22 protein-coding genes and 1 pseudogene are annotated in these 26,035 nt (G+C 63.6%); 5 read left to right on the top strand and 18 right to left on the bottom strand.

Annotated features, from left to right (window positions below; translation table 11 throughout):
- Positions 1-31: 31 nt before the first annotated feature.
- The 4 genes from KTQ42_RS04060 to ndk are packed head-to-tail and all read right to left on the bottom strand — an operon-like array spanning position 32 to position 3,406.
- Positions 32-958, bottom strand: a complete 927-nt coding sequence (locus tag KTQ42_RS04060; protein ID WP_217344333.1) for a helix-turn-helix domain-containing protein — start codon at positions 956-958, stop codon at positions 32-34.
- A 7-nt stretch (positions 959-965) separates the two neighbouring features.
- Positions 966-1,760: a type IV pilus biogenesis/stability protein PilW gene (gene pilW, locus KTQ42_RS04055; RefSeq protein ID WP_217344332.1), complete on the bottom strand. Its 795-nt coding sequence runs from the start codon at positions 1,758-1,760 to the stop codon at positions 966-968.
- Positions 1,757-2,929: a 23S rRNA (adenine(2503)-C(2))-methyltransferase RlmN gene (gene rlmN, locus KTQ42_RS04050; protein WP_217344331.1), complete on the bottom strand. Its 1,173-nt coding sequence runs from the start codon at positions 2,927-2,929 to the stop codon at positions 1,757-1,759. Before rlmN ends, pilW begins: the two co-directional genes overlap by 4 nt.
- 51 nt (positions 2,930-2,980) lie before the next feature.
- Positions 2,981-3,406 (bottom strand): nucleoside-diphosphate kinase, encoded by a 426-nt coding sequence (gene ndk, locus KTQ42_RS04045; protein ID WP_217344330.1) that lies wholly within the window; start codon positions 3,404-3,406, stop codon positions 2,981-2,983.
- A gap of 199 nt (positions 3,407-3,605) precedes the next feature.
- Between ndk and KTQ42_RS04040 the strand changes: the two genes are divergently transcribed.
- Positions 3,606-4,298 carry a Bax inhibitor-1/YccA family protein gene (locus tag KTQ42_RS04040; protein ID WP_217344329.1) on the top strand — a complete coding sequence of 231 codons (693 nt, stop codon included), beginning with the start codon at positions 3,606-3,608 and terminating at the stop codon, positions 4,296-4,298.
- Between the two features lie 64 nt (positions 4,299-4,362).
- Here the strand turns inward: KTQ42_RS04040 and rlmD are convergent, their stop codons facing one another.
- The 6 genes and pseudogenes from rlmD to surE form a co-directional block, all read right to left on the bottom strand.
- Positions 4,363-5,718 (bottom strand): 23S rRNA (uracil(1939)-C(5))-methyltransferase RlmD, encoded by a 1,356-nt coding sequence (rlmD, locus tag KTQ42_RS04035; RefSeq protein WP_217344328.1) that lies wholly within the window; start codon positions 5,716-5,718, stop codon positions 4,363-4,365.
- 57 nt (positions 5,719-5,775) lie between these two features.
- A pseudogene (locus KTQ42_RS04030) lies at positions 5,776-6,568 on the bottom strand (3'-5' exonuclease).
- Positions 6,565-7,563 carry an RNA polymerase sigma factor RpoS gene (rpoS, locus tag KTQ42_RS04025; protein WP_217344327.1) on the bottom strand — a complete coding sequence of 333 codons (999 nt, stop codon included), beginning with the start codon at positions 7,561-7,563 and terminating at the stop codon, positions 6,565-6,567. The pseudogene KTQ42_RS04030 and the gene rpoS overlap by 4 nt, the downstream one beginning before the upstream one ends.
- Before the next feature lie 5 nt (positions 7,564-7,568).
- Positions 7,569-8,540 (bottom strand): peptidoglycan DD-metalloendopeptidase family protein, encoded by a 972-nt coding sequence (locus KTQ42_RS04020; RefSeq protein WP_217344326.1) that lies wholly within the window; start codon positions 8,538-8,540, stop codon positions 7,569-7,571.
- 37 nt (positions 8,541-8,577) lie between these two features.
- On the bottom strand, positions 8,578-9,378 hold the full coding sequence (locus KTQ42_RS04015; RefSeq protein WP_217344325.1) for a protein-L-isoaspartate(D-aspartate) O-methyltransferase: 801 nt from the start codon (positions 9,376-9,378) through the stop codon (positions 8,578-8,580).
- Positions 9,375-10,112, bottom strand: a complete 738-nt coding sequence (gene surE / locus KTQ42_RS04010; RefSeq protein WP_217344324.1) for a 5'/3'-nucleotidase SurE — start codon at positions 10,110-10,112, stop codon at positions 9,375-9,377. Before surE ends, KTQ42_RS04015 begins: the two co-directional genes overlap by 4 nt.
- Positions 10,113-10,215: 103 nt before the next feature.
- Between surE and KTQ42_RS04005 the strand changes: the two genes are divergently transcribed.
- Positions 10,216-11,196: an NADPH:quinone oxidoreductase family protein gene (locus tag KTQ42_RS04005; RefSeq protein WP_217346806.1), complete on the top strand. Its 981-nt coding sequence runs from the start codon at positions 10,216-10,218 to the stop codon at positions 11,194-11,196.
- Here the strand turns inward: KTQ42_RS04005 and KTQ42_RS04000 are convergent.
- Both KTQ42_RS04000 and KTQ42_RS03995 read right to left on the bottom strand, forming a co-directional pair.
- Positions 11,177-13,057, bottom strand: coding sequence for an ATP-dependent DNA helicase (locus tag KTQ42_RS04000; protein WP_249222851.1), 1,881 nt, complete (start codon positions 13,055-13,057; stop codon positions 11,177-11,179). The genes KTQ42_RS04005 and KTQ42_RS04000 overlap by 20 nt on opposite strands.
- A gap of 228 nt (positions 13,058-13,285) precedes the next feature.
- Complete coding sequence (locus KTQ42_RS03995; protein ID WP_217344322.1) at positions 13,286-13,489, bottom strand: DUF465 domain-containing protein; 204 nt, start codon at positions 13,487-13,489, stop codon at positions 13,286-13,288.
- Positions 13,490-13,596: 107 nt separating this feature from the next.
- Between KTQ42_RS03995 and KTQ42_RS03990 the strand changes: the two genes are divergently transcribed.
- Positions 13,597-14,403: a protein phosphatase 2C domain-containing protein gene (locus KTQ42_RS03990; protein ID WP_217344321.1), complete on the top strand. Its 807-nt coding sequence runs from the start codon at positions 13,597-13,599 to the stop codon at positions 14,401-14,403.
- A 17-nt stretch (positions 14,404-14,420) separates the two neighbouring features.
- On the opposite strand, the gene KTQ42_RS03985 is transcribed toward KTQ42_RS03990, so the two are convergent.
- From KTQ42_RS03985 to KTQ42_RS03960, 6 genes are all read right to left on the bottom strand, one after another.
- Positions 14,421-15,164, bottom strand: coding sequence for a hypothetical protein (locus KTQ42_RS03985; RefSeq protein WP_217344320.1), 744 nt, complete (start codon positions 15,162-15,164; stop codon positions 14,421-14,423).
- Positions 15,161-16,261, bottom strand: coding sequence for a cell division protein ZapE (gene zapE / locus KTQ42_RS03980; RefSeq protein WP_217344319.1), 1,101 nt, complete (start codon positions 16,259-16,261; stop codon positions 15,161-15,163). The genes KTQ42_RS03985 and zapE overlap by 4 nt, the downstream gene beginning before the upstream one ends.
- Before the next feature lie 434 nt (positions 16,262-16,695).
- A complete protein-coding gene (locus tag KTQ42_RS03975; protein ID WP_217344318.1) occupies positions 16,696-17,127 on the bottom strand; it encodes a hypothetical protein in 432 nt (143 codons plus the stop codon).
- Positions 17,128-17,151: 24 nt separating this feature from the next.
- Complete coding sequence (gene lpdA, locus KTQ42_RS03970; RefSeq protein ID WP_217344317.1) at positions 17,152-18,579, bottom strand: dihydrolipoyl dehydrogenase; 1,428 nt, start codon at positions 18,577-18,579, stop codon at positions 17,152-17,154.
- Positions 18,580-18,657: 78 nt separating this feature from the next.
- On the bottom strand, positions 18,658-19,932 hold the full coding sequence (gene odhB, locus KTQ42_RS03965) for a 2-oxoglutarate dehydrogenase complex dihydrolipoyllysine-residue succinyltransferase (RefSeq protein ID WP_217344316.1): 1,275 nt from the start codon (positions 19,930-19,932) through the stop codon (positions 18,658-18,660).
- 68 nt (positions 19,933-20,000) lie between these two features.
- Positions 20,001-22,856: a 2-oxoglutarate dehydrogenase E1 component gene (locus tag KTQ42_RS03960; RefSeq protein ID WP_217346805.1), complete on the bottom strand. Its 2,856-nt coding sequence runs from the start codon at positions 22,854-22,856 to the stop codon at positions 20,001-20,003.
- Between the two features lie 527 nt (positions 22,857-23,383).
- Here KTQ42_RS03960 and KTQ42_RS03955 point away from each other — a divergent pair.
- Both KTQ42_RS03955 and KTQ42_RS03950 read left to right on the top strand, forming a co-directional pair.
- Positions 23,384-24,994 (top strand): ABC transporter substrate-binding protein, encoded by a 1,611-nt coding sequence (locus KTQ42_RS03955; protein ID WP_217344315.1) that lies wholly within the window; start codon positions 23,384-23,386, stop codon positions 24,992-24,994.
- Between the two features lie 75 nt (positions 24,995-25,069).
- Positions 25,070-26,023, top strand: a complete 954-nt coding sequence (locus tag KTQ42_RS03950) for an ABC transporter permease (protein ID WP_217344314.1) — start codon at positions 25,070-25,072, stop codon at positions 26,021-26,023.
- The last annotated feature ends 12 nt before the right edge of the window (positions 26,024-26,035 follow it).

Here is a 26,035-nt window from a genome sequence, read left to right as displayed (position 1 = left end):
CCGCTCCCCGCCTCCCTGCCGCGTTCAATGTCTACTTCACGGTCACGCGGGCAACGTTGTTGCGTGTCGTGCTGGTCAGGTTCAGCGGCTCGCCGCGCACGCTGGCCTCGACACCCCGGGCATTGCCGACGGTCAGGGACAGCGGACCGGCCAGGTCGAAGGATTCGGTCGTGCCGGCGCGCATCACTCGCGCTACCACGGTGCTGTTATCCGGACGCTTTACTTCGACCCAGGAATCCTGCTTGAAATTGAGCACCAACGCACTGGCCGAGGCTGGCGTTGCAACGGCCAGAGGCACTTGCGCGGCGGGCGCCGGCGCCGGAGGTTCCGTTGTCGTGCCGAGCGGCACCGGAGCAGCCTGCAGCGGACCGCCTGCATCGGCATGCGACAACGGCGGCGTGACTTCCGTTTCAACCACCCGACCCAGCTTGTCGGCGGCAGCCGTCGGGACAGGCGCAGCGTCCTTGCTCAGCCGCTCGGCGACCGACGGCGGCACCAGTTCAGCCAGCCGGTCCCGCTGGCTGATCAGTGCAGCCGCGGCAAATGCCACAACGATCACGCCGCCGATCGTCAGCAGCTTGCCCGGACCGCGCTGCCGACGGCGCGAAGCGGCACGGTGAGGCGTAAAGGTGGTGGTGGGAATTGCCCGCCGCAACGGAATGGCCTGTTCCGCCATGCCGGGCGCCTGGGCAATCTGCGCCAGCATGGGCGTGGCATCCAACTGGAGCAGCTTGGCGTAGGCGCGGATGAATCCGCGCGCCACCGCCATACCCGGCAGCGCGCCGTAATCGTCGGCTTCCATGGCCACTATCTGGCGCGGCGCCAGATTGAGCTGCCTGGCCACCTGGTCGACGGTCCAGTTGAATTGCTGACGCCGCATGGCCAGCTGCATGCCTGGCGTTGGCTGTCCGTGTTCCGCCGGCACCTGCTGGCTGGCGTGTTCAGTCGGTTCAGTCATGGAAAAATCACTCATCGTATGCCCCGCGCGTCAGGGCGGCATATTCACGCGAATCCGGAAAACGGCGGCGCAGCTGGTTTGCCAGCGAGGATTCGGCGTCCCGGTCGCCGAGCCTGCGCTCCACCCTGATTGCCATCCAGAGTGCGGCGGCATTGGTCTCGTCGGCACGCATCAGCCGGCCAACGTAGAAGCGCGCGCGCTGATAGTCGCCCCGGCTATAGTAAAGCCGGGCCAGGTTCAGGCTCGCATCCTGATTGCCGGGATCGGCCTGGAAGGCCTGGTTGAAATAGCGTTCCGCCGCTGCTGCGTCCTTGAGTCGCAGGCTGCAGACGCCGGCGTTGTTCAGCGCCTTGGCCGGCGAGGTATAGCTGCGGTTCTTCAACGCGCTTTCGAAGTAGGCAAGCGATTCCGTTGCCCGACCGTTTTCGCACAGGAACCAGCCATAGTTGTTGGCGAAGTCCGGATTACCGGGCGCCAGCTTCATCGCCCGCTGGAAGCTGTCTTCCGCCAGCTGGGCCTCATGCATGTCCATATAGATCAGCGCGCGCACGCTGTAGGCATCTGCCAGCGCCGGATTGATCTGGATTGCCTGCTTGATCTCGTCAAGCGCGGTGGCAAGCTGGCCCTGGCCGTAGTAGCCAACCGCGAGCTGCAGCCGGATTTGGGCGCGGCGCTCGATATCGGTTTGATCGACGCTGGTGCGCAGGTCCTGCGGCGCCGGCGCCTCGCCGACGCCCGCGCATGCGCTGAGCAACAGAAGGGAAAACGCTACGCCTGACCAGCCGCCCAGGCCAGCCTTCACGAAGATATCTCCACGATGCGGCCGAAATCCTTGCCGAATTTCTGCTGGTATTCCGCCATTTTCTGCATCCGCTCCTGCACACGGGTACGGTCCTGGACTTCGCCGGCAAGCTGGCCACAGGCGGCATCGATATCGTCGCCCCGGGTCTTGCGGATGGTGGTGACGATGCCGGCATCCATCAGCACCTTGGCAAACCCCTTGATGCGCACATTGTTGGAGCGCTTCAGGCCCGACTCGGGGAAGGGATTGAAGGGGATCAGGTTGAACTTGCACGGCACCGGGTTTTCGCCCTGCTGCACCAGCGCAATCAGTTCACGGGCATGCTGGTCGGTGTCATTGACACCATCCAGCATGCAGTATTCGAAGGTAATGAAGTCGCGCGGCGCAAACGCCAGATAGCGACGGCAGGCCGCCATCAGCTCGCGCAACGGATACTTCTTGTTTAGCGGCACCAGTCCGTCGCGCAGCGCATCGTTGGATGCATGCAGCGACACGGCCAGCGCCACTGGGCATTCCTGGGACAGCTTGTCCATCATCGGCACCACGCCGCTGGTCGACACCGTTACCCGCCGGCGCGACAGGCCGTAGGCATTGTCGTCCAGCATCAGCTTCAACGCCGTCACGGTCGGCTCGAAGTTGAGCAGCGGCTCGCCCATGCCCATCATCACGACATTGGTGATCTGGCGCTCGCCTTTCGGACCGGGCTCGATGCCCTTGGCGCGACGCAGCGCGAATTCAGCCATCCAGAGCTGACCAATGATTTCGCCCACCGTGAGGTTGCGCGAAAAGCCTTGCTTGCCGGTCGAACAGAAACGGCAGTTGACGGCGCAGCCCGCCTGGGTGGAGATGCACAGGGTGCCGCGATTTTCCTCTGGAATGAAAACGGTTTCGACCGCATTGCCCTGCCCCACGTCGAGCAGCCACTTGCGGGTGCCGTCGCTGGAAGTGTGATCGCTGATCACGGACGGCGCCGCGATGAAGGCGCGGGTGGCCAGCTTGTCACGCAAGGACTTGGCGAGATCAGTCATCGCATCGAAGTCGCTCGCGCCGAACTGGTGTATCCAGCGCAGCAATTGCTTGGCGCGAAACGGCTTCTCACCCAGCTCGGCGCAATAAGCGACGAGTTGCGCGGGATCCTTGTCCAGCAGATTGGTGAGTGGCGTCATCACTAGCATTCCAGAGGAATGGCACCGCCTGAACGGCGATGCCGGTTGAACGAATTAACGGGTGTAGACGTTCAAGGTGGGGAAGAAATAGGCGATTTCAACGGCGGCGGTTTCAGCCGCGTCGGAGCCGTGAACAGCGTTGGCGTCGATGGAATCGGCGAAATCGGCGCGGATCGTGCCCTTGTCAGCCTTCTTCGGATCGGTAGCGCCCATCAGGTCGCGGTTCTTGGCAATGGCGCCTTCGCCTTCCAGTGCCTGCACCATCACCGGGCCGGAGATCATGAAATCGACCAGGTCCTTGAAGAAAGGACGCTCGCGGTGCACTGCGTAGAAGCCTTCGGCTTCGGCGCGCGACAGATGCATCATGCGGGCAGCGACCACTTTCAGGCCAGCGTTCTCGAAACGGGTGTAAATCTGGCCAATGACGTTTTTAGCGACTGCGTCCGGTTTGATGATCGACAGGGTGCGCTCGATTGCCATAGTTGAAAACTCCAATGAAAATAATGGGTTAAAGATCAGGGGAAGGAATATGATTAGCCGGTGATTTTACCACGAATGCTCTACTGCACAGAAGAAGCAGGCGGGCCGGCCCCAGGAATGAGACGGGATCGATGATCAAATGAAGCGTGTTATGCTTTATCGGTACTTACCTGCATCGCTCACAAACGGAGGAAACAGCATGGATACCAGATTGCAATCGACTTACGGCGGCGCCAGCGAGGCACTTTCAATCCGCCACCGCGTCCTGCGCAACACTTACTGGCTGCTTGCGCTATCAATGGTTCCCACGGTACTGGGCGCCTGGCTGGGCGTGCAGATGAAGTTCACCTTCTTCGCCGGCAACCCGATGATCGGCTTCATGGTGTTTCTTGCCATCGCCTTCGGATTTTTCTACGCCATCGAGAAAACCAAGCACAGTGCCGTCGGCGTCGCGGTCCTGCTGGGCTTTACCTTTTTCATGGGCCTGATGCTGTCGCGGCTGATCGGGCACACGCTCGGCTACAGCAACGGCGGCACGCTGGTCATGACGGCATTTGGCGGCACAGCGGCGATTTTCGGCGTGATGGCGACCGTGGCCACCGTGTCCAAGCGCGACTTTTCGGGCATGGGCAAATGGCTGTTCGCCGGCGTGCTGGTGATCCTGGCCGCGGCCGTGCTGAATATCTTCCTGCAACTGCCGGCGCTGTACCTAGCGGTGTCGGTCCTGGCAATCGGCATCTTCTCGGCCTACATCCTGTATGACGTGCAGCAGGTGATCAACGGTGGCGAAACCAACTATATCTCCGCCACGCTGGCCATCTACCTCGATCTCTACAACGTGTTCGCCAATCTGCTGTCCCTGCTGGGCTTTCTGGGCGGCAATCGCGACTGACGCATTCCCGCAAAATGAAAAGCCGGCCCTCGTGGCCGGCTTTTTTGATTTAACGCGCGTTTAGTCAGGCTGACAGCTCAAACACCGCAATCGATTCCACATGGGCCGTGTGGGGGAACATGTTCATCACGCCCGCCATTCGCAAGCGGTAACCGGCCTGATTCACCAGGATTCCAGCATCGCGCGCCAGCGTGGACGGGCTGCAGGAGACATACACAATGCGCTTGGGCAGGATTGCCGGCGTACGCTCCTTCAGGCTGGCCAGCGCCTCGCACACTGCGGCTGCACCGTCGCGTGGCGGATCGATCAGCATGCGGTCGAACCTGCCCAGGGCCAGCAAGTCGTCCCCCGTCACTTCGAACAGGTTACGGGTGCTGAAGCTGACCTTGTCCACCAGGCCATTGTGACGGGCATTGTCGAGCGCGCGCGCGGTCAGCGTGGCGCTGCCTTCGATGCCCATCACCTCCCTGGCGCGGGTGGCAATCGGCAAAGTGAAATTGCCAAGACCGCAGAACAGGTCGGCAACCCGCTCATCGGGTTGCGCATCGAGCAGCGCCATGGCGCGCGCCACCAGGGTACGGTTGACCTGGTGATTGACCTGGGTGAAGTCGGTCGGCTTGAACGGCATCTCGATGCCGAACTCGGGCAGGCGGTAAAGCAGCCGGGTGTCGGTCGGATAGAACTGGTACACACTGTCCGGGCCGGCCGGCTGCAGCCACCACTGCACCTGATGCAGGTCAGCGAATTCGCGCAGCAGGGCTTCGTCCTGTTGCGACAGGGGCGCCATGTTGCGCATGACCAGCGCCGTCACCGGGCCACTGACGCCATCGCCCACAGCCAGTTCGAGCTGCGGCACCTGCTCCATGATGGACAGCGAGGCAACCAGGCGACGCAGGGGCACTAGCATGGCCGACACGTGCGCCGGCACCACCTCGCAGGATTGCATGTCGGTGATGAAGCCGGATTTACGTTCATGGAAGCCAACCAGCACACCGCCCTTCTTCACCACGTTGCGCACGGAGAACCGGGCGCGGTAGCGGTAACCCCAGGTCGGGCCATGAATGGGCCGCAGCATCATTTCCGGCTGCAAGCGGCCGATATGCTTGAGATTGTCTTCCAGCACCCGCTGCTTGGCCGCGACCTGGGCTGACGGATCGATGTGCTGCATCGCGCATCCGCCGCAGGTGCCGAAATACTTGCAGCGCGCCTTGACCCGGAGCGCGCTTTCACGGTGTACCGCCAGGAGATGGGCCGCTTCCCACTTGGACTTGCGCCGGTAGGACTGGAAACTCACCAGTTCTCCAGGCAGGGCGCCTTCGACGAAGACCACCTTGCCGGGCGTGCCATCCTCATTCTTCAAATGGCCGACACCGCGGGCCTCCATGTCGAGGGATTCGATTTCTATCAGTGATTGGGACATGAGCTAGGAAAATGTAACGGGGACGCGGCGAACGGGGCGCCGGCGCGAAGGGTGAGATTATGGCCGCAATTGCTGTTGGGGCCAAGCATCGAGGAATGCCCGCCAGTGCTGGCCCTCCAGAGCGGCGAGCGAAGACCGGACCAGCGCCATTTCGGTTTCATAGGCATCGAGCGACATCTGGCCACGCAGGAACTGGAAGCGGCAATAGACGAGGTAGGTGTTGACCACGTCGGTTTCACAGTAATCACGGATCTTTTGCAGCCGCCCCTGCTGGTACAGCGGCCAGACCTGCGCGCCATCCACACCCTGCTTGCCGGGAAAGCCGCACAGCTTGGCGATCTCGTCCAGCGGCGCGTAGGCGCGGCTGTTGTAGAGCGCCAGGAAGTCCATCATGTCAAGATGCCGGCCGTGATAGCGGCCCAGATAATGGTTCCAGCGGAACTCCCTGTCCTCCTCCCCCTGGTCCCAGTAGCGCGGCGCCTGCACCCCGTGGACAAGGGCCCGATAATGCAGAACCGGCAGGTCGAAGCCGCTGCCGTTCCAGGAAACGAGCTGCGGCGTATAGCGCTGGACGAGCCGGAAGAAGTCGGCCACCAGGCGCGCTTCGCCGTCTTCCGGGCTGCCCAGCGAACGCACCCGGAATCCCTGATCGTCGCGAAACACGCACGAAATTGCAGCGACACGGTGCAGATGGTGGGACAGGAAGGCCGAGCCGTTCTGCGCCTGTCGCGCCTCGAAGGCGGCTTGCGCCACCCCGGCATCGCTCATCGTGTCGGGATGCTGGTGCAGCAGGCTGCAGTCCGGCCACATCCGGAATGGTTTCGATATCAAACACCAGCACTGGCGTCAAAACAAGGCATCCTTGCCGACACCGCGCGCGGCGAGCGCCCGCTTGAGTTTGACCAGCGCCTCCTGCTGGATCTGCCGCACCCGCTCGCGGGTGACGCCCATTTCCAGCGCCAGCTCTTCCAGCGTGGCCGGATCGTCATGGTCCAGGCCGAAGCGCCGCATGATGACAACCCGCTGCTTCTCCGGCATGCGGCCCAGCCACTCCCGGACCAGCACCATGATTTCATGGTGTTCGGCCTGGAAATCGGGTGCGTCATCGAGATTGCCCGGCAGCATGTCCATCAGGCTGGCCTGCGGATCGTTGTCCAGCGGCGCATCGAGTGAAGTCGCATGCTCTGACAGGCTCAGGATGTCCTGCACATCCTCCACCGGTCGGTCGAGCAGGTGGGCGATATCCTCGCAGGTGGCATCCTTGCCGTCATGGTGCTGGGCTTCCAGGTGGTACTTCGCGCGCAGCACCTGGTTCAGTTCGCGCACCACATGGACTGGCAGCCGCACGGTACGGCCCTGGTTCATGATGGCGCGCTCGATGCTCTGCCGTATCCACCAGGTGGCATAGGTCGAGAACCGGAAACCGCGTTCCGGCTCGAACTTGTCGATCGCCCGCATCAGGCCGAGATTGCCTTCCTCGATCAGGTCGAGCAGCACCACGCCACGGTTGATGTAATGCTTGGCGATCGACACCACCAGCCGCAGGTTGTGCTCGATCATTTTCTGGCGCGCACTGAATTCGCCCGCCTTGGCCAGCGTCGCGAAATGCTGCTCCTGCTCCACCGACAGCAGGGGGTGCAGACCGATGCGGTTCAGGTAATGCTGGGTGGCGTCAGTGGACAACTCCGCCGCCAGCACCGTCTTGAGCTCATCCACCGGCGCGGCCACTTCGATGCGGAGGTTGCCCGCCCCCTCCTCCACCGCGTCCTCCCCTTCGAGCACTATTTCCGGGGGAGCTTCCGGAAGATCGTCATCTTCAAGCGGATCGCGGTGGTCGGCATTCATCGCATTTATCTGGCCGGTAGAAACTTCGAAGGATCGACCGGCTTGCCCTGCTGCCGGATTTCAAAATGCAGCTTCACGCTGTCGGTGTCGGAGTTGCCCATTTCCGCAATCCGCTGTCCCTTGGTCACTGCCTGCCCTTCCTTGACCAGGATGGTCTTGTTATGGGCATAGGCCGACAGCAGGTTGCTGCTGTGCTTGACGATGACGAGGTTGCCGTAGCCACGCACGCTGCTGGCGTACAGCACGGTGCCGGCGCCGGCCGCCATCACCGGCTGTCCCATCTTGCCGGCAATGTCGATGCCCTTGCGGCCACCCTCGAAGGTGCCGACCACGCGGCCCTCGGCCGGCCAGATCCAGCCGATGCCGTCATCCGGCGCACGCGCGGCGTCGGCCGGCTTGTCAGCAGGCTTTTCCAGTGCCTTTTCGGCGCTGCGGGCGACTTCGGTCCGTGCCGGCGGTGCGCTGTCGGGCTTTTGCAGCTCGGCCAGTGCGCCTTCGGAATAGGGACGCTTGTCGCCGCGCGGCCAGGTCTTGTTGCCGCCATTGGCCGTCGGCGCGGCGATCGGGTTGCCGTTCGCCGCGGGCGCCGCGGCCGGCGCGCCCAGCGGACGCACCTCCACGCCCGACGAGGTGGCAATGCTGCCGGTCTGCGCCGCGCCGGGCGCGGGAGCGCCAGCGCCGTCCGGCGGCGCTACCCGCAGCACCTGGTCTACCTTGATGTCATTCGGGCTGGTCAGCCCGTTCCAGATCACGATGTCGCGAAAGCTCTGATTGTGTTCCTGGGCGATGCGGTTGAGTGTGTCGCCCTTCTTGACCGTGTAATAACCCGATCCGTTTTCCACCGGGCGCGGCTTGGCTGCCGGCGCCGGCCGTGGCACTGACGCGCGCTCGACCACCGGCGCGACGGTGTGGGTTGTGCCGCATGCGGCCAGACCCGCCACCATAACGATCGTCAATGCCAAGCGTGTTTTATTCATTCTTACCATATTGAGTATTTCATTTCGGGTATGCCGGTCAGGCTGCCGTTCCAGGGCGCAGCGGCACAAAGTGACAGTCCTCCAGCGTTGCTGTCGTCCATTCTTCAATGCTCACGCGCTCGATCACTTTCAGGACCTGGTGGCGCGCGCCGACAGGTGCAACCAGGCGGCCGCCGATTGTCAGCTGTTCGAGCAGGGCTTGCGGGACTTCCATGCCCGCGGCGGCCAGTATGATGCCATCGAATGGCGCCACCTGCGGGAAGCCAAGCATACCATCTCCATAATGCAAGCGGATATTGGGGATGCGCATTGGCCGCAAGTTTGCTTTTGCCAACTCGTGCAGGGCGCGGATGCGCTCGATGGAATACACCTCGGTGGCCACCCGCGACAGGACCGCCGCCTGGTAACCGCAGCCGGTGCCGATTTCCAGCACCCGCTCCAGCGCCCCGCCGTTGCGGTTGCTGCGCATGACTTCGATCATGCGCGCCACGATGTAGGGCTGGGAGATGGTCTGGTGATGCCCTATCGGCAGCGAGGCATCGATATAGGCCTGGCTGGCCAGGCCGGGCTCAAGAAACAGGTGGCGCGGCACGACCGACATCGCAGCCAGCACTTTCTCGTCGCGCACGCCCTGGCGCGCAATGCGCGTCACCATCGCCGAGCGCACCGCATCGGACACCATGGACATCGGCCGCGCCGGCTCGGCGCCGGGCGCCGGTTGCCGGGCGCTGGTCTGTGCCCGGTTGCGGGTCGCGGTTTGCGGCGTGGCCACGCCATTGGTCTTTGCACGCTCGCCCAGCGACGCCAGCGACAGCGGGAAGCGTTTGCCCTCTTTCATGGAAGCGCCTGGCGCAAGGCATCGAGCTGCGCGGTATGGGTGAGATCGATGCGCAGCGGCGTCACCGAAACGCAGCCCTGCGCGGTAGCGTGAAAGTCGGTGCCTTCGCCGCTGTCGAGCGCCGCGCCTGGCGGCCCGATCCAGAAGATCTCGTTGCCCTGCGGGTCCCTGGTGCGGATCACCGGCTCGGACTGATGCCGTTTCCCCAGCCGGGTTGCCACCGTTGGGCCGATGTCCTCGTACGGCAGGTTCGGGATGTTCACATTCAGCAGCCAGGGCTTTTGCAACTGCTCGAAGCGCCGCAGCACGATATCGCGCGCCACGCGGGCCGCGGCATCCAGATGCGCCCAGCCATGATGAACTTGCGAAAATGCAATCGCGGGAATGCCAAACAAAAACCCTTCGGTGGCAGCGGCGACCGTGCCGGAGTACAGCGTGTCGTCGCCCATGTTCTGGCCCTGGTTGATGCCCGACACCACGAGGTCCGGGCGCTCGGCCATGATCCCCGTCAGCGCAATGTGGACGCAGTCCGATGGCGTACCGTTGATCGAATAGAAGCCGTTGCCAGCGCGGTACACCCGCAGCGGATGGTCAAGGGTCAATGAATTCGAGGAGCCGGAACGGTTGCTGTCCGGCGCCACGACCGTAATGTCGGCAATGCCAGCCAGCGCATCCGCCAGCGCGGCGATGCCAGGGGCCAGATAACCGTCGTCGTTACTCACAAGAATTTTCATAGCGCGATTCTAACCGATGCCTTCACGGTGATTTAGCCAACCAGACTGCATTTTTACGGCATAATCCCAAAACCAAACGACCGTTCTATTTTAAGGAGACATGATGAAGGCTATCGTCTGTGAAGCATGGGGTCTGCCCGATACATTGGTAGTAAGAGAACTGCCGGAGGTTGTTCCTGATGCCGGCAAGGTGGCAATCAAGGTCGAAGCCGCTGGCGTGAATTTCCCGGACGTGCTCATCATCCAGAACAAGTACCAGTTCAAGCCGGAACTGCCCTTCACACCCGGCGGCGAGCTGGCCGGCACGGTGACCGCCGTCGGTGAAGGCGTGACCCAGTACAAGCCGGGCGACCGGGTAATCGCCTTTGTCGGCCAGGGCGCGTTCGCCCAGCAGATCGCGGTGCCGGAAAAGTCGGTGATGCCGATGCCGCCGGGCATGGACTTCGACACCGCCGCCGCCATCACCCTGACTTATGGCACGTCGCACCATGCGGTGGTGGACCGGGCGCAGCTCAAAGCCGGTGAAACCATGCTGGTGCTGGGCGCGGCGGGCGGCGTTGGCCTGGCGGCGATCGAGATCGGCAAGGCGCTGGGCGCGCGCGTGATCGCGGCTGCCTCTTCCGACGAGAAGCTGGAAATCTGCAGGCAGCACGGCGCCGATGCGACCATCAACTACAGCACGCAGGACTTGCGCGAGGCGATCAAGGCCACTACCGACGGCAAGGGTCCGGACGTGATCTACGATCCGGTCGGCGGGATCTATGCCGAACCGGCATTCCGCTCGATCGGCTGGCGCGGGCGCTACCTGGTCGTGGGCTTTGCCAACGGCGAGATTCCCAAGCTGCCGCTGAACCTGACGCTGTTGAAAGGCGCTTCGCTGGTCGGCGTGTTCTGGGGCGAGTATGTACGGCGCGAGCCCAAGGCCAACATGGCGGCGATGCGTGAACTGATGGGCTGGCTGGCCGAAGGCAAGATCCGGCCGCACATCTCCGGACGCTATGCGCTGGCCGACACGCCCAAGGCGTTGAACGACATGGCGGCGCGCAAGGTGACCGGCAAGGTCGTCATTCAGCCTCAGAAGTAAGCGCTTCGACGCTGGGCGCGAAGAAAGCCCGCACCTGCTCCAGGTCGCGGGTCCGCCTGAATGCCGGCAGGCTTTGCCAGATGCGCCGGCCATAGGGCTTGGTGATGAGCCGGGTGTCGCAGATCATCAGCACGCCGCGGTCGGTCTCGTCGCGGATCAATCGTCCGGCGCCCTGCTTCAGATTGATGATGGCCGACGGCAGCTGGTGGTGCACGAAGCCGTTCAGGCCCTTCTTTTCCAGCGCGGCAATGCGTGCCGCCAGCACCGGATCATCCGGCGGCGCGAACGGCAGCTTGTCGATGATCACCACGGACAGGGCCTCGCCCCGCACGTCCACGCCCTCCCAGAAACTCTGGCTGCCAATCAGCACCGCGTTGCCGGCCGCGCGGAAGCGGTCCAGCAGCTCGGTGCGGCCGGACTCGCCCTGCACCATCAGCGGAAACGGCAGCCCGCGCTGTTCGAACTCCTCGCGCAGCCGCTCGGCGGCGCGGTTGACCGCCCGTATCGTGGTGCACAGCAGGAAGGCGCGGCCGCCGGCGGCTTCGATCACCGGCAGCGCGGCATCGATCACCGCGTCGGTGTAACCCGGCGCATTGGCCGGCGGCATGTCGTTGGGCACGTACAGCAGGCCCTGGTTGCCATAGTCGAACGGGCTGGGCCAGGTGCGGGCCGACTCGTTCATCATGCCCATCTGGGCGGTGTAATGATTGAAGTCGTTCTTCACGGCCAGCGTGGCGGAAGCGAAGATCCAGCTGCGCGGCGGGCCCTCGCGCTGCTTGCTGAAGATGGGCGCAATCGACAGCGGCGTCTCGTGCAGCTGCAGCGAGGAGGCATAGGCTTCCACCCACAGCACCTTGTCGGGATCGGTCGCGGCCTGCTCGCCGCCGGCAGTCCAGGCGCCCAGGCGGGCTGCCAATTCCACGGCGCGCACCCGGCATTGCTCCAGCGTTTCGGCGCGTTGCGCCTGGTCTTCGAGCACCTCGATCATCGCCGCCAGTTCATCCTGTACCGCTTCCAGCGCAGGGAAGAACGGGCTGGACGGCGCAATCTGGTGGGCGGCCAGCTTGACCGAATCCTGCGGGAAGGTCAGGCGCAGGTCGCGCGCGGCACGTTCCACCGCGCCCGACAGCTGGCTCCAGTCGGCGCCGTCGCGGGCATGCGACAGGCCTTCCGCCAGCACGTCGCGGCACAGTTCGATGATTTGCGACGTCGATACGGTTTCGCCGAAGAACAGGGTCGCCGTCTCCGGCAGCTGATGCGCTTCGTCGAAGATAATAGTGTTGGCTGAAGGCAACAGTTCGGCGACGCCGGTGTCCTTCAGCGCGACGTCGGCGAAGAACAGATGGTGATTGACCACCACCACATCCGCCTGCTGGGCCTCCTTGCGCGCCTTCATCACGAAGCAGTCGTTGTAATACTGGCATTCGCTTCCCATGCAGGTGTCGCGGGTCGATGTCACCAGATTCCACACCGAGGCATTCTCCGGCACCTTGGACAGTTCAGCCTTGTCGCCGGTGGAGGTGGTCTTGATGAAGCGGGAGATCTCCCGCAGGAAGCCGACATCCTCGCGCGAAGTCAGGCGACCGTTCTGCAGCGTGCGTTCCAGGTGGAAATGGCACAAATAATTGGCACGTCCCTTGAGAAGGGCAACCGAGACCGGTGCATTCAGGGCCTTGCGCACAGTGGGAATGTCGCGCAGGTAAAGCTGGTCCTGCAGGTTCTTGGTTCCGGTGGAAATGACGGTCTTGCCACCCCATAGCAGCGCCGGCACCAGGTAGGCAAAGGTCTTGCCGGTGCCGGTGCCCGCTTCGGCAATCAGGGTTTTTTGGCCGGCAATCGCATCGGCAATCGCCTTGGCCATTTCCGTCTGGGGCAGGCGCGGCCGGAAACCACGCACTGCGTCCACCAGTGGGCCTGTCGGGCCAAAAAGCTGCTCGACCTCGGCGTCGCGCTCGCCCGTGATATCTGCGCTGGAGTGTTCTTCTGTCAAGTTCGCTGCTGTATTGGATGCACGCGCTGCGTGCCGGTGGGCCGGACCGCGATGGCCGGAAGAGAACCGCTATTTTATCAGGCGCGGGACCCGGCCCGCTCAGGCAGGGATGTCGGGAATCAGCTGCATCTTGAGGAGCGTGATGTGGTCCTTCAACTGCAGGCGCCGCTTTTTCAGGCGCCGGAGTTGCAATTCTTCATGCTGACCGTTGGCGCTGAGCATGTCGATGACGGAATCGAGATCGCGATGTTCCACTTCCAGTTCGATGATGCGTTTTTTTATGTCTTCTACAAGCTTATTCATGGAAAAGTTTCCGTGCTAATCATCGCAATTCTTTCCTACAGGACATTTTGCGTGGGATAATCTGGCGATTCTCTCGACAGGCGGCAAGTTTAATCCAAGCGGAACACATGGGCCAGTACAAGATAGAAGCAGCAACCGGGCAGCACATCGGCGACCGCGACGAGCAACAGGACCGGGTGGCGCTATTTGCCGCCCCGCGGGCACCAGGGTACATGATGGCGGTGCTGGCCGACGGCCGTGGCGCCGGCTCGGGCGGCGCCATGGCGGCGGAACAGGTAATCAGCACAGCGCGCCAGGTGTTCGACCAATTTTCGCCGCTGACCGAACAAGTCGATGAGATGCTGTCCTCGATTGCGCTGGAAGCCCACACCGTGATCAACCTGGCGCGGATGACCTCCGGCGAACGGCCGCAGAGCACCATGGTTGCGCTGGTGCTGACGCCGGAAGGCACGGCGCACTGGGCGCATGTCGGAAATTCCCGGCTGTATCGCTTCAGCGGCCCGAATCCGGCGTTTCGCACCGTGGATCATTCCTACCGTGAAAAGCTCATCGCCGAAGGCAAGCTCAGGCCGGACGATGCTGCCGGCGCCAAGCTTGCGCGGCTGTTGGTCAATACCCTGGGCGGCGGCAACCAGCACATGAGCGTCACCAGCGGACGCCACGACGGGCTGCAGGCCGGCGACAGCTTCCTGCTCTGCTCCGACGGACTGTCGAATTACTTCGCGGACGCGGAACTGGGCGCGGCGCTGGCCGCCCGCTCGCCGCGTGAAGCATCGGAAATGATGATCGCCAAGGCGCGCGAGCGCGGCGCCGGCAAGCGCGCCGACAACTGCACGCTGGCGCTGGTCAGGCTGGTCGCGCCACCGCCGGAGAAGAAAACCTACCAGGCGCAGGGCATACGGCGCGCAGTCTGAGCGCAGCGTCACCCAGGTCATGGCGCCTTGGCAGCGCCCTGCTTTTCCTTGTCCTGCTGCGCCCGCTTGGCCTTCTTCTCTTCCACCTTGCGCTGGCGTTCCAGCGCCTCTTCCTGCTTGCGCAGGTAGGCGGCAATATTCTTTTCCCGTTCCGCCGCCCTGGCTTCTTCCTCGGCGCGCGCCTTTTGCATGCGCGCCTCATGCTCGGCGATCCGATCGCGACCATCCACCCTTGGCGCATCCGCCTCGGTGCGCGGCGTGGCCGGCTTCCTGCCTTTCGGCGGGTTTTCCGGCGCCGCCTGTCGTGCCGCCACATCCGCCGCCTTTCTTGCAGCCTTCTCGCTATTGATGCGCTCCCGTTCAGCCCGCTCCGGCGCGTCGCGTTCCTCACGCGCACGCTGCTCGTCGAGCACCCGGTCGCGCTTTTCAACCACGTCGCGGCGCTTGAAGGCATTGGCCTCGACCTCGATCGGCTTGAGCCGTTCCAGATCCGCGCGACGCTGCTCCTTGACCTTGCTCACGCACGGCGAGGAAAAGAACTTGCTGTAGCAGGCATATTCGGTATCGCGGGCACGCGCCTCGACTTCCTCGCGTTCACGCTTGACGTCCGCCAGCGCTGCATCGGCCGACTCCACCGAATCGATCGACCCATTCGGATACCGGGTGATGACCTCATCCGTGCCGCTGGCCACGGCATGCAGCGCGGACAGGCTCAGCACCACGGTCAGCGCCAGCCGGCGCACGGCAATCAATCGCATCATCGGGACAGGGACTCCATCACATTACGCCGCTCGGACTGCATGTAGTCGCGCGACTGCATCTCGACGATGCGCGACACCGTGCGGTGAAATTCATTGGACAGCACGCCTTCGGTATAGAGTTCCTCGGCCGGCACTTCGGCCGACATCAGCAGCTTGACCTTGTGGTCGTACAAGACATCGATCAGCCAGGTGAAGCGGCGCGCCTCGGACGACATCGCAGCCGACATCTTGGGCACCGACGACAGGATCACGGTGTGGAACTGGCTGGCGATTTCCAGATAGTCGTTCTGCGAGCGCGGGCCGCCGCATAGCGTGGCGAAGTCGAACCAGATCACGCCGCCGGCGCGCCGCAAGGCCCGGATTTCGCGGGATTCGATGCGGATCAGCGGGTCCTGGTCCTCGCTTTCCGCGATCTTGCTGTAGGCGTGGCGCAGCTGGCGATCCGCATCCTGCCCAAGCGGCGTGTGATAGGCCTCCACCTGCTCCAGCGCACGCTTGCGGTAGTCGATGCCGGCGTCGACGCACATCACGTCCAGCCTGTCCTTCAGCAGCTCGATGGTGGGCAGCATGCGGTCGCGATGCAGGCCGTTCGGATACAGCGTGTCCGGCTCGTAGTTGGAGGTCATCATGAATGACACGCCATTGTCGAACAGGGCCTTGAGCAGGTTGTAGAGAATCATCGCATCGGCAATGTCCGACACATGGAATTCGTCGAAGCAGATCAGCCGGTATTTCTTGGCGATGCGCTGGGCAACCGTGTCGAGCGGATTGGCCACGCCCTTCAGGTCGTCGAGTTCGCGGTGAACGCCGCGCATGAATTCATGGAAGTGCAGCCGGGTCTTGCGCACCACCGGCACCACCAGGTAGAAGCTGTCCATCAGGAACGACTTGCCACGTCCGACACCGCCCCACATGTAGACGCCACGCGGCACCGCGGGGCGACTGATCAGCCGCTTGAACACGCTGGCGCGCTGCGCCTTGTAGTGCACCCATTCCTCATAGCAGCGCTGCAGCCGCTCTACCGCCGCATGCTGGGCCTGGTCCGCCGAAAAGCCCCGCTCGGCCAGCGCATGCCGGTAATACTCACGTACATCCATCGAATCCCGCCTCCCGTGCCGCGTCTGTGCGCGGCCATGAACAAAGTTCCTCACGGATGAGCGTGGGCCGGCATGCGGCATGTTGGCCGCTTGCCTTGATCAGCAATCGGTGTAATGCCACTGCGGGGTATTACACCCTACGCGATCACGATCATCCGCGAAGAACCTGAAACCGTGGCTCACGGATGAGCACCCGGCGCACGTAGGTTGCAATACCCGAAGGGCATCGCACGATCGGCGCAAACCAAGATAGCCATATCGGCCGCTTGCCTTGATCAACCAGCGGCGCAATGCCCCTGCGGGGCATCGCACCCTACGGGATCACGGTCATCCATGAAAAACCCGAAAAAATCGGGCGAGCATATGCCCGCCCTTCCGTTACCGCGTTGTCTATCCGCGACCATGCGGCGCAAGCACCGTGATGCCAGGCACCCTCAAAGCGGGTTCATTTCGACCAGCACGCTGGCCGGCACCGACGATGGGCTGGCACCGCCGCCTATTGGTACGCCAAGGCCGATGCCATAGCCGACACTACCGCCTCCGCCGCCGATGCCAAAGCCCAGGCTGGTGCGGCTGCCATAACCGTCGTACCCGGTGTAACCGCCGCGGTAGAGCACCTCGGATGCCCGGTAGCCTGGCTTGTTGCACACCACCCGCAGGTCGCCGCGGGTGTTGCGTGCCGGCACGACGGCCGGCGTGACGATGTTGAAGCTGCCTTCGACCAGCTGTACCGTGCAACTGGCGCCAGGCACCGGCTGGCCGCGGCTGACGGTTTCGATGCTGAGGTCATTGCTGACCGGCGCCGTGGCGCAGGCGCCAAGGCCCAGCGCCCATCCCATTGCAAACAGCCTGCTTCCTCTCATCATCGCCTCCGTCAAAAAACGTTCGACCTAGAAATTGAGCGAACGTTTCTCCACTGCCAGCGCGGCTTCCTTGGTGGCTTCCGACAGCGAAGGATGGGCGTGGCAGATGCGCGCGATGTCTTCCGACGACGCCTTGAATTCCATCGCCACCACGGCTTCGGAAATCAGTTCCGACACGACCGGCCCGACCATGTGCACGCCGAGGATCTCGTCGGTCTTGGCATCGGCCAGGAACTTGACCATGCCCGAGGTGTCGCCGAGCGCGCGTGCGCGGCCGTTGGCCAGGAAGGGGAAGGTGCCGGCCTTGTAGGACACGCCCTCTTCCTTCAGCTGCTGCTCGGTCTTGCCGACCCAGGCGATTTCCGGGGAGGTGTAGATCACCCAGGGAATGGTGTTGAAGTTCACATGGCCATGCTGGCCGGCGATACGCTCGGCAACCGCCACGCCCTCTTCCTCGGCCTTGTGCGCCAGCATCGGGCCGCGCACCACGTCGCCCACTGCCCAGACATTGGGCAGATTGGTGCGGCATTCCTCGTCAACCTTGATGAAGCCGCGCTCGTCGAGCTGCAGGCCAACCGCGTCAGCCTGCAGGCCGATGGTGTTGGGCACGCGGCCGATGGACACGATCAGGCGGTCGAACTCGCCCTTCTGCGCCGTGCCCTTGTCGTCGACATACTCGACCGTCACGCCGCTGTCGCTGGCAGTGATGGCGCCGATCTTCACGCCCAGGTTGATGGCCAGGCCCTGCTTGGTGAAGAGCTTGTGGGCTTCCTTGGCGATCTGCTGGTCGACAGCGCCGAGGAAGGTCGGCAGCGCTTCCAGCACGGTCACTTCCGCGCCCAGGCGACGCCAGACGCTGCCCATTTCCAGGCCGATCACGCCGGCGCCGATCACGCCCAGCTTCTTCGGCACTTCCTGGATCGCCAGCGCGCCGACGTTGGAGAGGATGCGCTGCTCGTCGAACGGCGCGCCCGGGAGTGCGCGGGCATTCGAGCCGGTGGCGACGATCACATGCTTGGTCACCAGCGTCTCGGCAGCTGCGCCGGCCACGGCGATCTCATAGGCGCCGTCGGCGGCCTTCACGAAGGAAGCGCGGCCATGGAAGAAGGCGACCTTGTTCTTCTTGAACAGGAACAGGATGCCGTCGTTGTTCTGCTTGACCACGGTGTTCTTGCGGCCCAGCATCTTCTGCACGTCCATCGACAGCCCCTGCACGGTAATGCCATGGTCGGCGAACGAGTGCGCGGCATGCTCGAAGTTTTCCGACGACTGCAGCAGCGCCTTGGACGGAATGCAGCCGACGTTGGTGCAGGTGCCGCCGGGCGCGGGACCGCCCTTGTCATTTTTCCACTCGTCGACGCAGGCGACGTTGAAGCCGAGCTGGGCGGCGCGGATTGCCGCGATATAGCCGCCGGGGCCGCCGCCGATCACTACCACATCAAAATTCTTGGACATAATTTTCCTTCAATTCCTTGCACATCAGGCGGCAAAACAATGGCGGCTCGTGGCCGCCATCGTTCACCGCGGGGGTGATTACAGATCGAGCAGCAGGCGGGCCGGATCTTCCAGCGCTTCCTTCATTGCCACCAGGCCGAGAACCGCTTCGCGGCCGTCGATGATGCGGTGATCGTAGGACATGGCCAGGTAGTTCATCGGGCGGATCACGATCTCGCCGTTCTCGACCACGGCGCGGTCCTTGGTCGCATGCACGCCCAGGATCGCCGACTGCGGCGGGTTGATGATCGGGGTCGACAGCATCGAACCGAAGGTGCCGCCGTTGGAGATCGAGAAGGTGCCGCCGGACAGGTCGTCCAGGGTCAGCTTGCCGTCCTTGGCCTTGGCGCCAAACTCGCCGATCTTCTTCTCGATCTCGGCGATCGACATCTGGTCGGCATTGCGCAGGATGGGCACCACCAGGCCGCGCGGCGAACCGACCGCGATGCCGACATCGAAGTAGCCGTGGTAGACGATGTCATTGCCGTCAACGGAGGCGTTGATGATCGGGTACTTCTTCAGGGCGGCGACCGCTGCCTTGACGAAGAAGGACATGAAGCCCAGCTTGACGCCGTGCTCTTTCTCGAACTTGTCCTTGTACTTGTTGCGCAGGTCCATCACCGGCTTCATGTTGACTTCATTGAAGGTCGTCAGGATGGCGTTGGTGGACTGCGACTGCACCAGGCGCTCGGCGATACGGGCGCGCAGGCGGCTCATCGGCACGCGCTCTTCCGGGCGGTCGCCGAGGTTGCCGGCAACCGGCGCGGCTACCTGCGGCAGCGCAGGCTTGGCGGCCGGCGCGGGAGCGGCGGCCGGCGCTGCGGCGGGCTTGGCTTCCAGCTTGTTCAGCACGTCGCCCTTGGTCACGCGGCCATCGCGGCCGGTGCCGGCGACATCGCCTGCGGACAGGTTGTTTTCCGACAGCAGCTTGGCAGCGGCCGGCATTGCCACACCGGACGATGCCTTGGCGGCCAGGCTGGCGATCGCAGCCTGCACCGGGTCAGCAGCAGGTGCAGCGGCCGGCGCCGCAGCAGCGGGCGCAGGAGCGGCAGGCGCGGCGGCACCGGCTTTGGCTTCGGTGTCGATCCTTGCAATGATTTCACCGGCGACAACCATGCTGCCGTCAGCCTTGATGATTTCGGTGATCACGCCGGCATCCGGCGCGGGCAGCTCGAGCACTACCTTGTCGGTTTCGATATCGATCAGGTTTTCGTCGCGGCCAACAGCTTCGCCGACTTTCTTGTGCCATTGCAGCAGGGTCGCCTCGGCGACGGATTCCGACAGTTGCGGGACTTTGACTTCAAGAATTGCCATGTATTACTCCGTTTCGGTATATGCGCGACGCGCCCGCCCGCTTCGGGCGGGCGCGTCGAAAGTTTTTCTTATTTGGTCAGGACGAAGCCCTTGAGCTTGGAAAAGGCGGTGTCGATCAGCGCCTTCTGCTGCGCATAGTGCTTGTCGTAGTAACCGACAGCGGGCGATGCGCTGGCCGGACGGCCTGCATAGGCCAGCTTGCGACCTTCCTCGAGGTTCTCGAAGATGTTGTGCTGGATCTGGAACCATGCGCCCTGGTTCTGCGGCTCATCCTGCGCCCATACCAGTTCGGTGTAGTTGGGGAATTTCTTCAGCTCGGCCGCGAATGCCTTGTGCGGGAACGGATACAGCTGTTCCATGCGGATGATGGCGGTATCGGTCTGGCCGCGTTCCTTGCGGGCGTTGACCAGGTCGAAATACACCTTGCCGGAGCAGGCGACCACGCGCTTGACCTTGCGCGGATCGATCTTCTCGTCGACTTCGCCGATGACGGTCTGGAAGGTGCCCTTGGCCAGCTCGGACAGGGGCGAACCCGCATCCTTGTTACGCAGCAGCGACTTGGGCGTCATGATGACCAGCGGCTTCCTGAACAGGCGGATCATCTGGCGGCGCAGCAGGTGGAAGATCTGCGCTGCCGTGGTCGGCTGCACCACTTGCATGTTGTTGTCCGCGCACAGCTGCAGGTAACGCTCCAGGCGCGCCGACGAGTGCTCCGGGCCCTGGCCTTCATAACCATGCGGCAGCATCATCACCAGGCCGGAAGCACGGCCCCACTTCACTTCGCCGGAGCTGATGAACTGGTCGATCACGACCTGCGCGCCGTTGGCGAAGTCGCCGAACTGGGCTTCCCAGATGGTCAGGGTGTTGGGTTCGGCGGTCGAGTAGCCGTATTCGAAACCGAGCACGGCCTCTTCCGACAGCACCGAGTCGATCACGTTGAACGGCGCCTGCTGTTCCGACACGTTCTGCAGCGGAATGTAGGAACCGGCGTCCCAGCGCTCGCGGTTCTGGTCGTGCAGCACCGCGTGGCGATGCACGAAGGTGCCGCGGCCGGCGTCCTGGCCGGTCAGGCGCACTGCATAGCCCGACGACACCAGCGACGCGTAGGCCAGATGTTCGCCCATGCCCCAGTCGAGGTTGATGTCGCCGCGGCCCATGGCGGCGCGGTCTGCCAGCACCTTTTCCACCAGCGAGTGCGGCTTGAAGTTCTCCGGCACCGTGGTGATGCGGGAAGCCAGGCGCTTCAGCTCTGCCAGCGGCACGGCGGTGTCGGCGGCATCGGTCCACTTGCGGTTCAGGAACGGCATCCAGTCGACCGCGTACTTGCTCTTGAAGTTCGAGATCACCGGGTCGACGGTATGGCGGCCGGCGTCCATCGCATCGCGATAGGCCTTGACCATTTCATCGCCGGCCGTTGCCGGAATGGTGTTCTGGGTTGCCAGCTTGTCGGCATACAGCTTGCGGGTGCCGGGATGCTTGGCGATCTTCTTGTACATCAGCGGCTGCGTCAGCGCCGGGGTGTCCTGCTCGTTGTGGCCCAGCTTGCGGAAGCAGATGATGTCGACCACGATGTCCTTCTTGAACTGGACGCGGTAGTCCAGCGCGATCTGGGTGGCGAACACGACGGCTTCCGGATCGTCCGCATTCACATGCAGCACCGGCGCCTCGATCATCTTGACCACGTCCGAGCAGTACAGCGTGGAACGCGAGTCGCGCGGATCGGAGGTGGTGAAGCCGATCTGGTTGTTGATCACGATATGCACCGTGCCGCCCGTGCCGTAGCCACGGGTCTGCGCCAGGTTCAGGGTTTCCATCACGACGCCCTGGCCGGCGAATGCGGCGTCGCCGTGCACCAGCACCGGCAGCACCTGCGAGCCATCCTTGTCGCCGCGGCGCTCCATGCGCGCCTTGACCGAACCCTCGACCACCGGGTTGACGATTTCCAGGTGCGACGGATTGAAGGCCAGCGACAGGTGGACCGGGCCGCCCGGGGTGGTGACGTCGGACGAGAAGCCCTGGTGGTATTTCACGTCGCCCGCCGGCAGGTCGTCGGCATGCTTGCCTTCGAATTCGGCGAACAGTTCCTGCGGCATCTTGCCCAGGATGTTGACCAGCACGTTCAAACGGCCGCGGTGGGCCATGCCGATCACGATTTCCTGCACGCCCTTTTCACCGGCGCGCTGGATGGTTTCGTCGAGCGAGGCGATGAAGCTCTCGCCGCCTTCCAGCGAGAAGCGCTTCTGGCCGACGTACTTGGTGTGCAGGTAGCGCTCCAGGCCTTCGGCCGCGGTCAGGCGCTCGAGGATGTGCTGCTTCTTCTCGGCGGTGAAGTTCGGCGTGGCGCGCACGGATTCCAGGCGCTCCTGCAGCCAGCGCTTCTCGCCCGGATCGGTGATGTACATGAACTCGGAACCGATGGAGCGGCAGTAGGTGTCGCGCAGCGCGTTGAGCAGGTCGCGCAGCGATGCCGTCTCGGAGCCGAAGTAGGTATTGCTGATGTTGAAGACGATGTCCATGTCGGCATCGGTGAAGCCATAGAAGCTCGGCTCCAGTTCGGGAATGCTGGGGCGCTCCTGGCGCTGCAACGGATCGAGATTGGCCCAACGGGAGCCAAGAAAACGGTAAGCGGCGATGAGCTGGGTGGCGGCGACGCGCTTGCGGCCCATTTCGGCATCGGTCGACGCAGTCACGGTGCGGATCGGGCCCTGCTTGGCGCGTTCGGCGAAGGAAGCGACGACGGGTGCATGGGGAACGTCGGGGCGGGTCGATCCGTCGACTGCCGGCACGTGCTGCATGGCGTCGAAGTAAGCGCGCCAGTTGTCGGGCACCGAGCCGGGATTGTTCAGATACGCTTCGTACAGTTCTTCGACGTACGGTGCGTTTCCTCCGAACAGATAGGAATTGGAGAGATACTGCTGCATCATCTTGCTCACCTTTCTTCGCGTTTCGCGAGATTAGCGGGTTGTTTAACCTTCCGCGACACGGCCTGACCGGTTAGCGGATTGCACATCAAGTTGTGGGGAAGGACCTGTTTGACCTGGGCCACGGAGTGGATTTAAATCAAGTGCGAAAGAATAGCATAGAAAGCCGGGCGCCAAGAAGGCGGCGGGAAGCACCGCGGCTTTATTTGCGGTCCGCCACGCGAACCGGATAAAACCGTCGCGAAATTGCGGCACAACCGCATCCCTCAGCGGATGCCAGCGCGCTCATTGCATGCAGACGAGGTTGCACATTGCGCCACCATGGCTCCGCGCGATCCACTACGGTGCATCCACAAGCTACTCCATGTGGTGCTGGCCAGCCCATTGCAGGCGTCTTGCATGGGGACGAAAAAACAATTCAGGCATAAGCAGTTCAGGAACAGGCACTTGCGAAAAACACTGGAGCCGATGATGCCTCATGGCACGGTCCGTGCTGAGAGGATGGCAACTTTGTTCACACGGAGAGTTCCATGCAATTTCTGTCCAATGCGCTGCTGCGTTGCCTTATTGCGGTGCCTGCGGCCCTGGCCCTGCATGCAGGCGCCGATGCCGAAACCGTTGCCCGTTACGGCATTTCGATGGCCGACATCCCGCTGACCACCGGCCAGCCAGACCGCGGCGCCGGCGCCTACCAGTTCACCGGCCACACCATCTATGACCCGCTGATCGCCTGGGAAGCCAATGTCGGCAGCCGGCCCGGCAAGCTCATGCCCGGACTGGCTAGCGAATGGAAGGTCGACCCGAAGGACAACAAGAAGTGGCTGTTTTCCCTGCGCAAGGGCGTGAAGTTCCACGATGGCTCCGACCTCACCGCGGAGGCGGTGGTCTGGAACCTCGACAAGGTCCTCAATGACAAGGCGCCGCAGTTCGACGCCAAGCAGAGCGCCCAGGTCAGGCCGCGCATCCCGTCCATCGCCAGCTACCGCAAGGTGGACGACGGCACCGTGGAAATCACCACCAAGGACGTGGACGCATTGTTCCCCTATCAGCTGCCATGGTTCCTGATTTCCAGCCCGGCCCAATGGGAAAAGCTGGGCCGCGACTGGAGCAAGGTGGCCGCCCAGCCTTCAGGCACGGGCCCGTTCAGGCTGGACAAGCTGGTCCCGCGCGAGCGTGCCGAACTGGTGAGGAATGCCGGCTACTGGGACAAGAACCGCATGGCCAGGACAGACCGCATCGTGCTGCTGCCGATTCCCGATGCGCTGACCCGCGCCAACGCCCTGCTCAATGGCCAGGTGGACATCATCGAGACACCGCCGCCGGACGCGCTGCCGCAACTCCAGGGTTCCGGCTTCAAGCTGGTCAAAAACGTGACGCCGCATGTCTGGCCTTACCATTTCAGCACCCAGCCCGGCTCGCCCTGGACCGACATCCGGGTGCGCAAGGCCGCCAACCTGGCGATCGACCGCGAAGCGATCGTCAAGCTGCTGAACGGCCTGGCAACGCCAGCCAAGGGGCAGATCGACGCCACCAGCCCATGGTTTGGCAAGCCCTCCTTCGATCTCAAATACGACCTGGCGGCGGCGCGCGCGCTGATGGCCCAGGCCGGCTATGGTCCCAACAAGCCGCTCAAGGCCAAGGTCATCATCGCGCAGGGCGGCACCGGCCAGATGCTGTCGCTGCCGATGAACGAGTTCATCCAGCAAAGCCTTGCCGAGATCGGCATCCAGCTTGAATTCGACGTGGTGGAACTGGAGAACCTGTACCTGCATTGGCGCAGCGGCAGCAAGGCGGACATGAACGCGGGCAAGGGCATCTCCGCCATCAATCTGGGTTATGTGACAGCCGACCCGTTCTATGCGCTGACGCGCTTCGCTGACAGCCGGTATGTGGCGCCCAACGGCGTCAACTGGGGCGGCTACGCCAACCCCAAGGTGGATGCCGCGATCGACAAGATCCGCATCAGCTTCGACGCCAAGAGCCAGGACGCGCTGCTGGCATCGGTGCATCAGGCGATGGTGGACGACGCGCTGATGCTGTGGGTGGTGCATGACGTCAATCCGCATGTGATATCGCCGAAGGTCAAGGAATTCATTCAGGCGCAGCACTGGTTCCAGGACCTGACCACGATCCGGATGTAAGCCAGCCGCCGTCCGTCGGGCCTGCCACAGGCGTCGGGCCTGGCGCCAACGACACACCATCAGGACACATTCGCCATGCTTTTTCATATCGTCCAACGCTGCCTTTACGCGATACCTATCGCGCTGGGCGTGACGCTGCTGTCATTCATGCTGGTCTACCTGGCGCCCGGCGATCCGCTCAATGCCGTCGCGCCGGCCGACGCGCCCATGGAAGTGATACAGGCGCTCAAGAGCGCCTATGGCCTGGACCGGCCGGTGCCGGTGCAGTACGGCCTGTGGCTGGCGCGCGCCCTGCAGGGCGACCTCGGCACCTCGATCGCGTCCGGGCGCGCGGTTGCCGACGAAGTGATGAAGGCAGTCGGCAATACCCTGCTGCTGGCGGGCGCGGCCGGCCTGGCCGGCGTGCTGCTGGGCTGCGTCCTGGGCGCGCTGGCGGGCTACCGCCATGGCGGCTGGGTCGACCGCGTCGCCACCCTGCTCTCCGTCGTCGGCGTGAGCGTGCCGCACTACTGGCTGGGCCTGGTGCTGACCATCATCTTCTCCACATGGCTTGCATGGCTGCCTGCGATGGGCGCCGGACCGGGCGGCTCAAGCGACTGGGCCTGGGACATCGCGCATCTGCGTCACCTGGTGCTGCCGGCACTGACGCTGTCGGTGATCCCGATGGGCATCGTCACCCGCACCGTGCGCGCTCTGGTGGCCGACATGCTGCAGCAGGAATTCGTTGTGTCGCTGCGGGCACGCGGCCTGGGTGGCCGCCGCATATTCCGCCACGTTGCCAAGAATGTCGCGCCTACCGTGCTGGCGGTGGCCGGCCTGCAGATCGGTTACCTGATGGGCGGCTCGATCCTGGTCGAAACCGTGTTTGCCTGGCCCGGCACCGGCTTCCTGCTCAATACCGCGATCTTCCAGCGCGACATTCCGCTGCTGCAGGGAACCATCCTGGTGCTGTGCATGTTCTTCGTCGCGCTCAACCTGATCGTCGACATCCTGCAACCCCTGCTCGACCCGCGCATGGGCCGCAACTGAAAAAGGACAACG

Source organism: Noviherbaspirillum sp. L7-7A (assembly GCF_019052805.1).
Classification (GTDB): domain Bacteria; phylum Pseudomonadota; class Gammaproteobacteria; order Burkholderiales; family Burkholderiaceae_D; genus Noviherbaspirillum_A.
The sequence above is the reverse complement of the archived record's forward strand: the minus strand, read 5'-3'. Positions and strand labels throughout refer to the sequence as shown.

What these genes read in the sequence shown, in the direction of transcription:
- lpdA (WP_217344317.1), bottom strand. Translation starts at nt 18,579, where the DNA reads ATGTCCAAGAATTTTGATGTGGTAGTGATCGGCGGCGGCCCCGGCGGC.
- rlmD (WP_217344328.1), bottom strand. Translation starts at nt 5,718, where the DNA reads ATGTCCCAATCACTGATAGAAATCGAATCCCTCGACATGGAGGCCCGC.
- KTQ42_RS03950 (WP_217344314.1), top strand. Translation starts at nt 25,070, where the DNA reads ATGCTTTTTCATATCGTCCAACGCTGCCTTTACGCGATACCTATCGCG.
- KTQ42_RS03990 (WP_217344321.1), top strand. Translation starts at nt 13,597, where the DNA reads ATGGGCCAGTACAAGATAGAAGCAGCAACCGGGCAGCACATCGGCGAC.
- KTQ42_RS04005 (WP_217346806.1), top strand. Translation starts at nt 10,216, where the DNA reads ATGAAGGCTATCGTCTGTGAAGCATGGGGTCTGCCCGATACATTGGTA.
- KTQ42_RS04000 (WP_249222851.1), bottom strand. Translation starts at nt 13,057, where the DNA reads ATGGCCAAGGCGATTGCCGATGCGATTGCCGGCCAAAAAACCCTGATT.
- ndk (WP_217344330.1), bottom strand. Translation starts at nt 3,406, where the DNA reads ATGGCAATCGAGCGCACCCTGTCGATCATCAAACCGGACGCAGTCGCT.
- surE (WP_217344324.1), bottom strand. Translation starts at nt 10,112, where the DNA reads ATGAAAATTCTTGTGAGTAACGACGACGGTTATCTGGCCCCTGGCATC.
- KTQ42_RS03955 (WP_217344315.1), top strand. Translation starts at nt 23,384, where the DNA reads ATGCAATTTCTGTCCAATGCGCTGCTGCGTTGCCTTATTGCGGTGCCT.
- KTQ42_RS03995 (WP_217344322.1), bottom strand. Translation starts at nt 13,489, where the DNA reads ATGAATAAGCTTGTAGAAGACATAAAAAAACGCATCATCGAACTGGAA.
- KTQ42_RS04040 (WP_217344329.1), top strand. Translation starts at nt 3,606, where the DNA reads ATGGATACCAGATTGCAATCGACTTACGGCGGCGCCAGCGAGGCACTT.
- KTQ42_RS03975 (WP_217344318.1), bottom strand. Translation starts at nt 17,127, where the DNA reads ATGATGAGAGGAAGCAGGCTGTTTGCAATGGGATGGGCGCTGGGCCTT.
- KTQ42_RS04015 (WP_217344325.1), bottom strand. Translation starts at nt 9,378, where the DNA reads ATGAAAGAGGGCAAACGCTTCCCGCTGTCGCTGGCGTCGCTGGGCGAG.
- KTQ42_RS03985 (WP_217344320.1), bottom strand. Translation starts at nt 15,164, where the DNA reads ATGATGCGATTGATTGCCGTGCGCCGGCTGGCGCTGACCGTGGTGCTG.
- KTQ42_RS04020 (WP_217344326.1), bottom strand. Translation starts at nt 8,540, where the DNA reads ATGAATAAAACACGCTTGGCATTGACGATCGTTATGGTGGCGGGTCTG.
- odhB (WP_217344316.1), bottom strand. Translation starts at nt 19,932, where the DNA reads ATGGCAATTCTTGAAGTCAAAGTCCCGCAACTGTCGGAATCCGTCGCC.
- rpoS (WP_217344327.1), bottom strand. Translation starts at nt 7,563, where the DNA reads ATGAATGCCGACCACCGCGATCCGCTTGAAGATGACGATCTTCCGGAA.
- KTQ42_RS03960 (WP_217346805.1), bottom strand. Translation starts at nt 22,856, where the DNA reads ATGATGCAGCAGTATCTCTCCAATTCCTATCTGTTCGGAGGAAACGCA.
- zapE (WP_217344319.1), bottom strand. Translation starts at nt 16,261, where the DNA reads ATGGATGTACGTGAGTATTACCGGCATGCGCTGGCCGAGCGGGGCTTT.
- KTQ42_RS04060 (WP_217344333.1), bottom strand. Translation starts at nt 958, where the DNA reads ATGACTGAACCGACTGAACACGCCAGCCAGCAGGTGCCGGCGGAACAC.